The sequence below is a fragment of the Blautia sp. OM07-19 genome (assembly GCF_003481595.1).
Classification (GTDB): Bacteria; Bacillota; Clostridia; order Lachnospirales; family Lachnospiraceae; genus Blautia_A; species Blautia_A intestinihominis.
The window spans coordinates 2,826-17,228 of the sequence record NZ_QULA01000004.1; the positions used below are offsets into that span (position 1 = coordinate 2,826).

Here is a 14,403-nt window from a genome sequence, read left to right on the forward strand (position 1 = left end):
GCCATTGAGCAAGAAGCCCCCACTTCAAAATCAGAGATTTAAGTGGTGGGAGCATGTCACTTTTCCTTCTGAATTATTTGAAGTTTCTGACAAGATCTGTATAAAGGATGTTAATGCCGATTTCATCCCCTCTGGAATATTTTCAGGAAAATCAATTGCTCCGTCAATCTCTTTATTTTCTATCTCAAACTGCATTTCTTCTATGCCAAAATCAGCAGCCTTTGCATATTCCGAAATTGCATTCAGCATATTGCTGTCTCCTGAATATTCCAGTAACTGCTGTGGAATATCTGTGTAGTCTCTCGAGAAAAAAATATCTTCTCGAAACCATTTCATAGCTTTCGTGCAAACTGCATCGTTCATTGTACATGCAACAGAAAAGAACAACTGATTCTCTGCCACCGTCTCGCTGATCAGTTTTCTTCGAGCTTTATCTTCTGTAAAATTAAATTTCTGCTGTTCTCTTGAAAATACTAAGGCTTTCTGCCCCTTCGGTGCATGATATAAAGATTCTCTTATAATTTTTTCCTTTGTTGCCTCAAATGAGTACCAGTATTTAATACCATCAGCAATATAGTCAAATGCAAACTCTGTTGGATTATTTGCAGAATAATCATCAAGTAAAAACGGTACCACCGGCATAGAAGCTTTTTCATGCTGTATTCTCTGTGCATTGCGGATAAACTGCACTCCCAGCCAGAAAGCTCGTATTACATTACTTTTACCACCACCATTTTTTCCGTAAATGGCAGCTCCCGGTAAAAGTTTCATCTTATTTTGTTCAATCAGGCTTTTTTTGAAAGAGCTAAGCCCTACTGCTTCCATTGAAAGAACTGCCTCGTCTCTGAATGATCTGTAATTTTTGAATCGAAATTCTATCAGCATAATTTTCACCTCTGATTACAGTATATCCATTTTTTAGAAGAAATACGATTGATTTTATTCATTATTTTAATTTTTTTGGCTTGATTTTCAAATATACATTTTTATAAAAAACGCCAGCCTGAGTCTTATTGAAATATCAATATATAACCCAAGCTGGTGGCTTTTTTACATCGTTCTGTTTTACTGTAACTCAATCCCCCATATCTTACAGTCCCTCGTGCCAACAACCGCCATATTATCATATACCGCCGGGGAGGCTTCGATGACGCCGTCGCTGATGGACAGGGTATCATTAAGTTCTCCTGTTTTGCCATCGAGGAGACGGACATCGCCGGTGCTGTTGCAGTAGAGGACTTTGCCGGTTCCGTCTTCGTTGTAGACGCAGACCGGTGAAGACCAGGCGTAGGAAGAGGAGTCTTCCCAGGCTTTGGAGCCGTCGGATTTCTTAAGGCAGGCAAGAACGCCGGAAGCGTTGTCGGAAGTCTTGGAGACTGTGACATATATGTAATCGGAAAGGCTGTTTTTGCCACAGGCGATCGTGGACTGGACACCGCCGGAAACGCCGTCGTCTGTGTAGCATTCATAATCTGTGTGCCAGATGATCTCTCCTGTCTCTGCATCGATCTTCCAGATTGGGATGGTCGCAGAATCATTGCTTCTCCATCCCAGACGGAAGGAGGTACTTACATACAGGTAAAGATGACCATTCTCAATTTCCAGAACCGGTGTGGAGTTGGAATCGTCCAGGGTATCCTGTACCCATACAAGCTCCAGAGTGTTTAAGTTCAGACACATCAGGTTACCACCGTTGTCTGCCATAAATACATAACCTTTGTAAACAGCCGCGCTATCCTCCATACCAAGCCAGAAAGACTCTGTGCTGGATCTTGTTCCATAATAGCGCCATTTCACGATCTTACCCGGATTGATGGACAGAGAGCCTGTCTCCTTATCATAGCTGGTATTCAGCTTGATGAGATACAGGATCCCATTTTCTCCCGGATAGATCAGAGTGTCTGTCTCTTCATCGACCAGTGCGGAACCGTCGAAGAAACTTAAAGAACCTCGAAGGGAAAACTCATCATTGTCCCCAAATGTGTACATAACACTGCAGTCGATCAGATTGACAACAAAAACTCTAGCAGTTCCCTCGTCGCTGTTATATCCAGCCCCGACATACATGATCGGGTATCCTCGCGGATCGAGTGCGCCTGCACCTTTGAAGGTGTAGCCCAGATACAGAGGATCACGTGTTTTTTCTCCTGTTTTGAGATCGAGGAAATAAACATTTCCGTCCATGCAGGCGTAGATCACTTCCACCAGATCGTCGTCTGCCTTGGCTTTTTCTGTCATGTTCATGTGGGCTTTGACTTCTTTTGGCCATTTCATCAGCAGTGGCTGTCCGGTCCAGCCGCTTCCGGTCCAGACGGTGTCACCGGATGCAAGGGAACCGGTATCTGCAGACCATAATCCATTGAGCTTATAGTTGGTCATATTTGCATAACCATGTGTAGGATTATCACGGAAACTGTTTCCTCTGAATGTAACAATTCCGTCCACATCTGTATAATCTTCTCCTACATTAAACTGAATATCTCCATCCGGCTGATAATCAGAAATATTTTCAAGCTGATTTCCATCTACTTCTATATTTGTATAGCTGATCAGATTCTCCGGCTTTGTTGAATCTACGCAGTGAGGTTCAAAAGCAATCTCCTTTGTCTCTTCCATTTCAACAACATCATCCTCTGCTTTGGCACTTTTGACCATAGCCTCTTTGGTTTTCTTGTTGTCAGATCCTTTTCCTGATGAAAAAATCCTGCTTCCCGCAAGCCCAAGCAGGAATACCAGAATAAGGATCCCCGCAATCTTAACCTGCGGTTTCAGACGGAAACGTCTTTTTCTGCGGCGGCTTCGCTGTCTGGAAGCTGTAGTATGATGTACTGCTGCCTGATTCGGATGTTTTCTCACATCCTGCTGGTGATGATTGCCTCCCGGACGGGCAGACTTTGGTGCTGCCGCCTTTTTTCTTGATGAAGCCGGGGCAGGTTTCGCTTGATACCGGCTCTGTCTGACATGTGTATTTCTTTTCTGTTCCATTACTCCCTCCTCAAAAAATCTGCCATATTTCGGCACAAACTCTCCCCATTATACAACAAAAATCCCGGAGAATCAAACTCTCCGGGACAATACCTTATTAATTTTTCGGAAATCTCTGACAGCCTGTCTGCCGATTCCGAAGATCTTTTTCATGTTGATGGAATTCACTCCACCCTGTCTCGGGCGGAAGGTAATCGGGATGTATTTGACCTTACAGCCTTTCTTTGCATAGATCACAGAAAGAATGACATTGGAAAGATTGAAATCCTTCGGGATAAGGCCGATATATTTCTGAAGTGTCGATGCTTTCATCAGACGGAACGGGGTGTTGGCATCTGTCACAGAAACTCCAAAACAGACACGGATGACCAGACGAAGTGTCCTGGTGACAAAGACACGGTTTCCTCCATCCTGACGTTTGTTTCTCCAGCCGATGACCATATCGTAGGATTCCTTCTGTTTCCAGAATGGTTCAAACTCCTCCGGAAGTGTCTGTCCGTCAGAATCTGTCTGGAATATGTAATCTGCTCCATGTTCCAGTGCATAATGATATCCATACAATACGGTTGCTCCATGACCGCCATTCGGCTTGGTCAGAGGCTCAAATAATGGATGTGTCCTGGCATACTCCTGCATGATCGCATAAGTGTCATCCTTACTTCCATCATCGATCACGACCAGACGGGACTCTCCACCGCCGGAATGCTTCTCTACCACCGGATACCAGTCATCCAGTACCTTATAAATGTTATCGCGCTCGTTATATGCCGGGATAACGATATATAACTTCTCTCCTGCTGCACTCACTATATAAACTCCTATATATTATCTGCGGACAAGTTCCCTGGTGATCTCCTCCCAGGTCACACCTTTCTCCACCATCAGCACCATAGCGTGGTACAGAAAATCAGAAATCTCATATTTGATTTCTTCTTTGTCCGGATTTTTTGCTGCAATCACGATCTCTGTGCACTCCTCACCAACTTTCTTGAGGATTTTATCGATTCCTTTGTCAAAAAGATAATTCGTATAAGAACCTTCCTTCGGATGAACCTTACGGTCTGCGATCACATCATAGACCTCCTGGAAAACCCTGAGCGGGTTCGTATCGTCATATTCTTTCTTCATGAGTTCTTTAAAGAAACAGGATCTGCTTCCTGTATGGCAGGCTGCACCAATCTGATCTACCTTTGCGAGAATTGTATCATTATCGCAGTCTAAATGCAAGGATTTCACATACTGAAAATGACCGGAAGTCAGTCCTTTTATCCAGAGTTCCTGGCGGCTGCGGCTCCAGTAGGTCATTTTTCCTGTTTTTACCGTCATATTGAAGGCATCTTCGTTCATGTAGGCAAGCATCAGCACCTGATCTGTCTTGTAATCCTGGACGATGACCGGCACCATCCCGTCGCTGTTCAGCTTGAATTCAGACCAGCTGATCGCGCTCTCGTAGGTGTTGACAGCAATCCCCGCTTCCTTACAGGTCTGTTTAAACTCATTGAGATCCAGTTCCAGAGCACTGATAAAACTTCCACTTAAGCCTCCGACCAGAGGATCTGAAAGAAGTTCCTGTAATGCTTTCGTATTTCTTTCCTCCGTATGAAGGATCACCGGCAGGCTGGAAGTTTCCTCCATCTTCGGAACTGCATCCAGGGCAAGGATTCCGGATGCAAATTCATGGATCTGTTCTCTGTGATCATTATATTCCTCCGAAGAAGAAATGCAGACCAGCATCTTCTCCCTTCCAAAACGTCTGGACACTTCTCCGAGAAGTTCCACATTGCTGTCTTTGGCAAAATTCAGAACAACTTTTGCACATCCGGCATAGATCAGTTTCTTGACATCCTCTGCACGGTTGATATTTCCGGCTGCCATGACCGGTACCTCAGATGCCGCACAGATCTCCTTGATCCGCGCGATCGCATGCTCATGCTCCTCATCACCGGAAGAAAAGTCAAAGACCAGAAGTTCATCTGCACCGTTGTCACTGTAAAAACGTGCCAGTTTCTCTACATCGCCGTCGCCAAAAAGATTTCTCTGTCCGAATCCGGTGACCGCCCTGCCTGCCTGCAAATATAAACAGGGAATCAGTAGTTTTTTGCTCATAAGATCATCCTCCCTGCCTTACAGACTTCCCTTGGTGGAAAGTACATCTGTGATCCTCGGGTCAAAAGAAGTTGCCTGATCCAGTGCCTTGGCAAAACTCTTGAACATTGCCTCCGCCATGTGATGGCTGTTTCCGCCTGTCAGCACCTTAATATGCAGGTTCATTCCACAGGAATAAGAGATCGCATAGAAAAATTCTTTCACCATTTCTGTCGCCATATCTCCGATCTTTTCTGAGGTAAATTCCGCATCCCAGGAGAAATACGGACGGCCGGACAGATCGACTGCACAGAGGACAAGTACTTCATCCATCGGAAGAATGCAGCTTCCGTAGCGGCGGATGCCTTTTTTGTCTCCGACTGCTTCTTTGATCGCATTGCCGAGAACGATTCCGGTGTCCTCGATCGTATGGTGATCATCTACATTCAGATCCCCATGTACACGGACGCTTAAATCAAAAAGTCCGTGACGTGTAAATCCGTCAAGCATGTGGTCAAAAAAGCCCACGCCTGTCTCAATATCTGAATATCCGGTTCCGTCCAGAACCAGTTTCAGTTTGATCTCTGTTTCCTTTGTATTGCGTTCTACAGATGCTTCTCTGGTCATTTGGTCCTCCTACTGTTCTTCATCCTCAAAACGGACAGCGATAGAATTTGCATGTGCTGTCAGCTGTTCTGAAGTTGCAAACTGTTCGATATCTTTGTGGATCTCACGTAATGCTTCTCTTGAATAGTATACGATGCTTGATTTCTTTACAAAATCATCTACAGAAAGAGCAGAGAAGAACTTCGCTGTTCCGTTTGTCGGCAGTACGTGGTTCGGTCCTGCAAAATAGTCGCCCAGCGGCTCGGAACTGTTCTCTCCGATAAAGATCGCACCGGCATTTCTTACTTTCATCATGACTTCAAACGGATTGGCAGTCACGATCTCCATATGTTCAGATGCAATGGCATTTGCTGCCTCGATCGCCTTGTCCATATTTTCGGCGATCAGGATGTAACCGAAGTTATCCAGGGATTTCTGGATGATCTCTTTACGGGAAAGGATCTTGACAAATCCATCTACTTCCTCGCTGACTTTTGCTGCAAATTCTCTGCTTGTTGTGATCAGGATCGCGGAAGCCAGTTCGTCATGCTCTGCCTGGGACAGAAGGTCTGCTGCCACATATCTAGGATTTGCAGTCTCATCTGCAAGAACCAGGATCTCACTTGGTCCTGCGATAGAGTCAATGCTGACATAACCGTAAACAGCTTTCTTTGCAAGAGCTACGAAAATGTTTCCAGGTCCTACGATCTTGTCTACCTTCGGGATGCTCTCTGTTCCGTATGCAAGTGCTCCGATCGCCTGTGCACCGCCGACTTTGTAGATCTCATCTGCACCGGCTTCTTTTGCCGCTACCAGAGTGGATGGATTGACTTTGCCGTCTTTTCCCGGAGGTGTGGTCATAACGATCTGGTCTACACCTGCAACCTTGGCAGGTACGATGTTCATAAGTACAGAAGACGGATAGACAGCCTTGCCGCCAGGAACATAAACGCCGACTCTCTCAAGCGGTGTCACTTTCTGTCCGAGCATGGTTCCCTTGGCTTCTGTGGTGAACCAGCTGTTCTGTCTCTGTTTCTCGTGATAGCTTCTGATATTTACCAGTGCTTTGCGGATCACTTCGATCAGGGCCGGATCTACTGCTTCATAAGCTTCTTTGATCTCTTCCTCTGTAACGCGGATGGTTTCTTTAGTAACTTCCGTCTTGTCAAATTCCTTTGTGTATGCAAAAAGAGCCTCGTCGCCTTTTTCCTTTACATTCTTAAGGATCTCATCAACTGCGGATTCAAATTTCCCGTAATTGTTCGGGCTTCTTTTGAGAAGATTTTCGAGAATATCTTTTGTGCTTTCTTTTGTCAGTGCTACTGTACGCATTGTCATCATCCCTTCTGTCAACAGTATTATTTATCGATCACTACATTTCTCAGGTCGCTGATCAGTTTGTGGATCCGTTCGCCTTCCATCTTCATGCTGACCTGGTTTACGACCATTCTTGCAGAAAGCGGGCAGACTTCTTCAAGGACCTTGAGGCCGTTTTCACGGAGTGTGCTTCCTGTCTCTACGATATCTACGATCACTTCGGACAGGCCTACGATCGGTGCAAGCTCGATGGAACCATTTAATTTGATCAGCTCTACGGTCTGGTGTTTCTGATTGTAAAAATAATCCTTGGCGATGTTCGGATATTTGGTCGCCACACGGATCAGCTGGTTATTATGTAAAAGCTCTCTGGCACTCTCCGGTCCGCAGACGCACATGCGGCATTTACCGAAACCTAAGTCCATGACTTCATATAATTTTCTTCCTTCTTCAAGGATGATATCCTTTCCTGTCACGCCGATATCTGCTGCACCGTACTCTACATAGGTCGGTACGTCAGGACCTTTTGCAAGGAAAAAGCGGAGTTTCAGTTCTTCATTTACAAAGATCAGTTTGCGGGAGCTCTTGTCTCTCATCTCCTCGCAGGTGATCCCGATCTGCTCCAGCATATCCAGAGTTTTCTCGGCAAGTCTTCCTTTTGTCAGGGCAATCGTCAGGTATCTCATATCAGTCTTCCTCCTTCTCACAGCGCAGGGCTACGCAGGTTCCCTCTTTACGAAGTCTCTGTGCTTCCAGGATCGCTTCTCTTCTGTTCTCTTCTGTGTAAGTGAGGACTACAGGAGCCTCATCCTTTGCAACTTCGATCTTCTGTCTGGAAAGTGCCATCAGAAGGTTGTCAACAACGATGACAAAACCGATGGATGCTGCCGGTTTGCCGAAATGTTTCAGAAGTTCGTTGTAACGGCCGCCCTTGACTACCGGCTCACCGATCCCATAAGTGTATGCCTGGAAAATGATCCCTGTGTAGTACTGGATCTTGCTGAGCATGCCGAAATCAAAACTTACGTATTTCTCATAACCGTAAACTTTGAGGATCTCATAGATCTCCTCCAGACGCTCTACTGCTGCAAGCGCGCATGTGTTGTCAGTCAGACTTCTTGCCTTTGCAAGTACTTCGCTGGTCCCGAACAGGTGTGGAAGTTCAAGGAATGCTTTTTCCAGAGATTCAGAAAGTTTCTGTTCTTTTACCAGATCTTCTACGCCGAAGTAGTTCTTCTGGGAGATCAGGGAGCGGAGACGCTCTTCTACTTCTTCCTCTAATCCCGCATCTTTGAGAAGGGATTTGAAGTAATCTACCTGTCCTACACTGATCTGGAATTCGGTAAGTCCTGATGCAAGAAGGCTCTCGATCGTCATCGCAAGAAGTTCTGCATCTGCCTCCGGAGAATCATCTCCGATACGCTCAACGCCCATCTGTGTGGTCTCTTTGAGACGTCCCTGATAGCTTGAATTGTTTACAAATGTATTTCCGGTATAGCACAGTGTCACTACCTGCTGATCCGGGTTAAAATAAGTCGCACATGCTCTGGATACGGACGGTGTGAAGTCAGGTCTCAGTACCAGAGTGTTTCCTTCTCTGTCAAAAAATTTATAAAGATCTCTGGAAGGAACGGTTCCTACCTCTTTGCTGAACACCTCAAAATATTCGATGCTCGGTGTCTCTATCTCTTCATATCCGTAGGAACGGAATACCTTGTAGATCTCCGCCTGCAGATGATGCTTCTGGCTGCACTCTCCATTGTAAATATCACGTACACCCTCTGGTGTATGAAAAATACGCTGCATATTTTATCCTCCTCGCGGGCAGCCATACGCTTTAGTATGCTACCATGTTACTATGTAAAACACTAACGATTATAGTGGATATTTCCATGCTTGTCAATCCCGCATTTTGAGATCCTGCTGGATTCCTTCCAGATATGGCACCAGAAATCCGCTCTGCTTCGGCAGATAAAACTCTTCTTTCAGTTCTTCTCTTCGGAAACTTTTGCGTCCGCCATTCTCCATGCGCTTCCAGAATACCATAAGGTCGCGGAATGGAAGATAATAAAAACGATCTGCATGACTGAAAAAGATAAGAAAGAATGCGATGCCGCCCTGCTGCTCAAACGCCTCCATAAAAGATACCTGATGAGAATGGACGTTACTTAAAGGAAACGTATCCACACAGCATTCCTTGGCATCGAAACAGACCGGGATCCCCTGTACTGCCCCGATATAATCCACGGTACTTTTCTGCTCAAAATAGGCAAGTGTGATGTGCCGGTTTTCTTTGTCCATACGGACCGGAGTGATCGGTGTCGGGATCTTCTGGATCAGAGCGAGCTTCTTCTCCGCATACTGTTCGTTGGTACGATTGACAAGGTCTTCGAGTGTTGAACCTCGAAGACCTCTGCTGTTCCATGTTGCCATTGTTTATTCCAGAACCTTGATGGATGGATAATATCTGATGATTGCTTTGCCGACGATCTCATCATAAGTCACGAACGTATTGCTCCAGAATCTGGAATCCTTGGAATGCTCGCGGTTATCACCAAGCATGAAATAGCATCCCTCCGGCACAACGTACGGACCATAATTGCCGGTCGGTGTTTCCGGTACATGACTGTTTGCTTCTTCGTCCTCTTCGCCGTTGATAAAGACTTTGCCGTTTTTGATCTCAACGGTGTCTCCCGGAAGGCCGATCAGTCGTTTGATAAAGAGCTGGCTCTCATCATCAGGATATTTGAAGATGATGATGTCGTAACGCTCCGGATCTTTCATTTTCTTGGAAACATGAGTTCCGAAGAAGTCAAAATTAATGCCATATGCCATACGGAAACCGAAGATACGGTCACCGGTCATGATCGTCTGCTCCATAGATTCAGACGGGATCTTTGCGTTGATAAGAACTACATTGTTTACGACCAGAACTACGACGATCACGATGATGAACATTTTGATGTAGTCCCAGACTTCATTCCAGATTTTCATAATAATTTCTCCCCTAACTTTTCTTCTTTTATGATACGCTCAAACTGTGCCGGCAGCGGTGCACGGAAGCATTTGCCGGACAGATCCGAAAGCCGTCCTTCCATTCCGTCTGGAAAACTCAGTCGGAAAGCATGCAGCAGCTGATGCTTCAGCTGGTATTTTTCCCTGTAACGGCGGTTGAATGCATCCTGTCCATATTTGGTATCTCCTGCCAGCGGATGCCCCTCAGAAGCAAGATGTGCACGGATCTGATGCGTACGTCCCGTGATCAGTCCTACTTTGAGAAGGGTCACTTCACCGTTATCCTCCAGCGGTTCGTAAACTGTCTCGATCGGCTGTGCTTCTTTCTGCTTTTGCTTATAGATCGCTACTTTATTCTGTTTCGTATCTTTGTACAGATAACCCTTGATGTGCTTCTTCTCGCGAAGGACTCCCTTTACAATACAGAGGTATTCCTTATGTACCGTCCGGTCGTGGAATAATTCTGAAAGTTCCTGAAGGCCTGCCAGAGACTTGCCTGCCGCGATGATGCCGCTCGTATTCTTGTCAAGACGGTTGCAGACAGACGGGCGGAACGTCCGCAGGTCTTCCTCTGTAAGCTCGCCCTTCTCCAGAAGATAGCCGATCACATACTCTACCATCGAAGGTTCCTTCGTATCATCTGGCTGCGAGAGCATCCCAGCCGGCTTGTTGATAAGAAGGACATCTGCATCTTCATAAAGTACATCCAGCGTCGTTACCGCTCTGGCGGCCTTGTCCTGCTGGCTGAATTTATCAAATGTCTCATCGCTCAAAAATAACTTTACCTGGTCTCCTGCTTCCAGCTTCTCGTTTCCGGTCGCCTTCTTACCGTTCAGTGTGATATTTTTTTTGCGGAGCATTTTGTAGAAAAAACTTTTCGGAGCATTCCGAAGAAGTTTGGACAGGTACTTGTCAAATCTCTGTCCTGCCTCATTGTCCCGAATCTGAAACTCCTTCATTTCTCTGTTCCTCTTTCTATCAGACACAGATCGCCAGGATCGTGTGCTTGATCAGTTCATTTCTGGAAAGTTCCGGATATTTCTCATCCGGGCGGAATTTAATTCCTTCTTCCAGGGATTCTCTGTGCTCGTTCATGGAATCCAGACGTTCCAGAAACTGCGGCAGTCTGGTAAAGATCTTGACATTTGCCTTGAATCCGTTGCCGCGGAGGATCTTCTGCGCCTCCTGTTCCATGAATGCGGCATCGATCTTTGGATCACTGCTGAAACCGACAACTGTGTTGCCGCAGATCGCAAATGCATCGATCGATGCGCTCTTCTCATAAAAAGTCATATACATTTCATAGGACATGACCAGTTCGCCCGCATGTTTACTGATTTCCTGATATACCTGCGGTGCGACCGGTTTTGCACGGAAGATCATGATCAGGCTTACTACAGATTTACATGCCGGAAGGCAGCCGACCACTGCGATCACAGTCCATACAGTCAGTCTGGTCTTAAAGTAGATCATTGCTGAAAAAAAGATCAGAAGCGGTGCTGCGAACAGAGCTGCCGTGATCAGAATGCGTTTCTTTTTTTCGGCGGCAATGTAGCCGTAGTCGCCCTTCCTTACTTTATTTTTATTGTTTGTTTTGCTCATCTATAAGCTCCTTATTTTTTCTTATGCGTATTGCGGATCGTTTTCTTTGCGGGCTTACGTCCCTGGTTCTGTGGCTTCCTGCGGTCTCCTCCTGATGGATTTCTGCCGGATTCTTTCCTTCGGTCTCTCTCCGGGCGGAGCAGACATTTCGGGCCGAAACCGACCAGATCCATGCGTCCTGCGATCTTGAGCCCCTCCAGTACAAGGCTTCTGTTTGCCGGGTTCTTATACTGCATCAGCGCACGCTGGATGGCTTTTTCATGCGGGTCACGCGGAATGTAAACCTTCTCCCCTGTAAGCGGATGGATACCGGTGTAATACATACAGGTGGAAAGGGTCGATGGAGTCGGGTAAAAATCCTGCACCTGTTCCGGTGTAAATCCAAGGTCACGCACGTATTCTGCAAGCTTCACCGCTTCCTTCATCGTACATCCCGGATGGGAGGACATAAAGTATGGGACGGCGTACTGCTTCTTGCCTGTCGCCGCGTTTGCCTTCTCATACTGATCCAGAAACTGCTGATAGACCTGATGGGATGGTTTTCCCATATAGTGAAGTACCTGGTCGGAAACGTGTTCCGGCGCGACACGAAGCTGTCCGCTTACATGGTATTTCACAAGTTCCTGCAAAAAAACTGGGCTTTTGTCCGCTACTACATAGTCAAATCGGACTCCGGAGCGGACGAAAACTTTCTTGACTCCGGAGATCTTGCGGAGTTTCCGAAGAAGTGCCACGTAATCGGTATGGTCTACGGTAAGGTTTCCGCACGGTTTCGGGAAAAGACACTGCCGGTTCTGGCAGACACCTTTGGTGAGCTGCTTCTGACAGGATGGCTGCCTGAAGTCTGCGGTAGGGCCTCCGATATCATGGATATAGCCCTTGAAATCCGGATCATGAGTCATTTTTTTTGCTTCTTTGAGAATGGACTCATGACTTCTCGTCTGGAGAATGCGTCCCTGATGGAACGTCAGAGCACAGAAATTACAGCCGCCGAAACAGCCCCTGTTGCTCGTCAGGCTGAATTTGATCTCCTCCAGAGCAGGGATTCCGCCTTTGGCGTCATACATCGGATGCCAGGTATTCTGATAGGGAAGGTCGTAAACATCGTCCATCTCCTGCTGGCTCAGTGGAAGTGCCGGCGGGTTCTGGATCACGCATCCTCGATTTCCGTAGCTCTCTGCCATCGGTCTGGCAGTAAACGGGTCGGTATTTCTGTACTGCTCGGCAAAGCTTTCGGCATAGGCTTTTTTGTCCGAAGATACTGTCTCATAGGACGGAAGGATGATCGGATCATAAGCGCGCGACAGATCTTTGCACTTATAAACGGTTCCCGGAATGAAAGTGATCTCATCTACCGGAAGGCCGCTCTGAAGCGCCTCCGCGATCTGGATGATCGAATGCTCTCCCATTCCATAAGAAATAAGATCCGCCCCGGAATCCAGAAGGACACTGCGGCGCACCTTGTTTTCCCAATAATCATAGTGTGCGAGGCGTCGAAGGCTTGCCTCGATCCCGCCCAGGATGATCGGTGTATGTTTATACGTCTGACGGATCAGGTTACTGTACACCACGGTAGGCATGTCCGGGCGCAGTCCCATCTCGCCGCCTGGTGAATAGGAATCCTTCTGGCGGTGTTTCTTGGAAACGGTGTAATGGTTCACCATGGAATCCATATTTCCGGCACTGACAAGAAAACCAAGACGCGGTTCGCCAAATACCTGGACGCTTTCTTTCTTACGCCAGTCCGGCTGTGGGATGATCCCCACGCGGTAGCCTCTGCTCTCCAGAAGTCTTGATATGATCGCTGTACCAAAAGAAGGATGGTCTACATAAGCATCTCCTGTCAGATAGACAAAATCCACCTGTTCCCATCCTCTCTGCTGCATTTCTTTTTTGGTTACTGGTAAAAAATCCTGCATGTATATGTTCTTCTCCTAAAATGATACCGACTGTGCCCGATATCCCTCTGCGATGATATCAAGCTGTCTGTGAAAACGTGCAAGCTGCTGCAGATCCTTCGTCCGGAATACGCGGAGAAACTCGTCCTGGATCTTGGCAACTTCCCTTTTGTTTGAAATCTTGTAAAGATTTTCGATGCTGAGAAGAATATCCTTGACAAGATTCGACTGCATCTGCGAAGAGTTCTGTGCATCCATGATCTCATCGCGGACAGAGGACATCTCCTGATCCAGCGCAATGATCGCATCTGCGGCGTTGCTCAGGCGCTCTGCCACGTGAAGCGGCATCTCACCTTTGTATTTGTACTGGAGAGAATGCTCGATCGTCGCCCAGAAATTCATCGCCATGGTACGGATCTGGATCTCCGCCTGGATCTTCTTTGGTCCGTTTATCGTTTCAACTGTATAATAAATGATCAGGTGATAACTTCTGTATCCACTCTGTTTGATGTGCTTCAGATAGTTCTTCTCACTCTTGATCGTCATATCGGTACGCTTCTGAATGATCGCAGCAACGGTATCAATGTCTTCCTCAAACTGGCAGATAATGCGGATACCTGCGATATCCTCCAGTTCTTCCTCCATGCGTTCCATGGGAATGTGTTTGCGCTGCATCTTTTCCAGAATGCTTGGCAGGCTCTTGACGCGTCCGCTGACCTGCTCGATCGGAGAATAAAGATCGTTCTGCTTGTGTTCTTCTATAATATGTTCAAACTTGACCATCAGCTCCTTGACAGCCAGTTCATATGGACATAATATACTTCTCCATAACTGTATTTCCATAAAAATCGCTCCCTTGGTGGCTTGTAGCAAAAGTAGCCCCGGCTTCCTCTTG

14 protein-coding genes are annotated in these 14,403 nt (G+C 46.6%); all 14 read right to left on the reverse strand.

The window, feature by feature from the left end:
- Window positions 1–30 precede the first annotated feature (30 nt).
- Window positions 31–885: an AAA family ATPase gene (locus tag DXC01_RS04370; protein WP_118698361.1), complete on the reverse strand. Its 855-nt coding sequence runs from the start codon at window positions 883–885 to the stop codon at window positions 31–33.
- Between the two features lie 180 nt (window positions 886–1,065).
- Window positions 1,066–2,985, reverse strand: a complete 1,920-nt coding sequence (locus DXC01_RS04375; RefSeq protein WP_227222431.1) for an outer membrane protein assembly factor BamB family protein — start codon at window positions 2,983–2,985, stop codon at window positions 1,066–1,068.
- Window positions 2,986–3,057: 72 nt separating this feature from the next.
- Window positions 3,058–3,792 carry a glycosyltransferase family 2 protein gene (locus tag DXC01_RS04380; protein ID WP_118698362.1) on the reverse strand — a complete coding sequence of 245 codons (735 nt, stop codon included), beginning with the start codon at window positions 3,790–3,792 and terminating at the stop codon, window positions 3,058–3,060.
- Between the two features lie 18 nt (window positions 3,793–3,810).
- A complete protein-coding gene (hisIE, locus tag DXC01_RS04385; RefSeq protein WP_118698363.1) occupies window positions 3,811–5,091 on the reverse strand; it encodes a bifunctional phosphoribosyl-AMP cyclohydrolase/phosphoribosyl-ATP diphosphatase HisIE in 1,281 nt (426 codons plus the stop codon).
- Between the two features lie 18 nt (window positions 5,092–5,109).
- Window positions 5,110–5,697 carry an imidazoleglycerol-phosphate dehydratase HisB gene (hisB, locus tag DXC01_RS04390; RefSeq protein ID WP_022215195.1) on the reverse strand — a complete coding sequence of 196 codons (588 nt, stop codon included), beginning with the start codon at window positions 5,695–5,697 and terminating at the stop codon, window positions 5,110–5,112.
- A 9-nt stretch (window positions 5,698–5,706) separates the two neighbouring features.
- Complete coding sequence (gene hisD / locus DXC01_RS04395; protein WP_022215194.1) at window positions 5,707–7,008, reverse strand: histidinol dehydrogenase; 1,302 nt, start codon at window positions 7,006–7,008, stop codon at window positions 5,707–5,709.
- A 26-nt stretch (window positions 7,009–7,034) separates the two neighbouring features.
- Window positions 7,035–7,679, reverse strand: a complete 645-nt coding sequence (gene hisG, locus DXC01_RS04400; RefSeq protein ID WP_118698364.1) for an ATP phosphoribosyltransferase — start codon at window positions 7,677–7,679, stop codon at window positions 7,035–7,037.
- 1 nt (window position 7,680) lies between these two features.
- Complete coding sequence (hisZ, locus tag DXC01_RS04405; RefSeq protein ID WP_118251483.1) at window positions 7,681–8,799, reverse strand: ATP phosphoribosyltransferase regulatory subunit; 1,119 nt, start codon at window positions 8,797–8,799, stop codon at window positions 7,681–7,683.
- Between the two features lie 93 nt (window positions 8,800–8,892).
- Window positions 8,893–9,426 (reverse strand): Holliday junction resolvase RecU, encoded by a 534-nt coding sequence (locus DXC01_RS04410; RefSeq protein ID WP_118698365.1) that lies wholly within the window; start codon window positions 9,424–9,426, stop codon window positions 8,893–8,895.
- Window positions 9,427–9,429: 3 nt separating this feature from the next.
- Window positions 9,430–9,987 carry a signal peptidase I gene (gene lepB / locus DXC01_RS04415; protein WP_022215190.1) on the reverse strand — a complete coding sequence of 186 codons (558 nt, stop codon included), beginning with the start codon at window positions 9,985–9,987 and terminating at the stop codon, window positions 9,430–9,432.
- Window positions 9,984–10,967 (reverse strand): RluA family pseudouridine synthase, encoded by a 984-nt coding sequence (locus tag DXC01_RS04420; RefSeq protein WP_022215189.1) that lies wholly within the window; start codon window positions 10,965–10,967, stop codon window positions 9,984–9,986. Before DXC01_RS04420 ends, lepB begins: the two co-directional genes overlap by 4 nt.
- A 19-nt stretch (window positions 10,968–10,986) precedes the next feature.
- Window positions 10,987–11,610, reverse strand: a complete 624-nt coding sequence (locus tag DXC01_RS04425) for a hypothetical protein (protein ID WP_022215188.1) — start codon at window positions 11,608–11,610, stop codon at window positions 10,987–10,989.
- A gap of 11 nt (window positions 11,611–11,621) precedes the next feature.
- Complete coding sequence (locus DXC01_RS04430; protein ID WP_118698366.1) at window positions 11,622–13,529, reverse strand: YgiQ family radical SAM protein; 1,908 nt, start codon at window positions 13,527–13,529, stop codon at window positions 11,622–11,624.
- Between the two features lie 15 nt (window positions 13,530–13,544).
- Window positions 13,545–14,351 (reverse strand): GTP pyrophosphokinase, encoded by an 807-nt coding sequence (locus DXC01_RS04435; RefSeq protein WP_022215186.1) that lies wholly within the window; start codon window positions 14,349–14,351, stop codon window positions 13,545–13,547.
- Window positions 14,352–14,403: the final 52 nt, after the last annotated feature.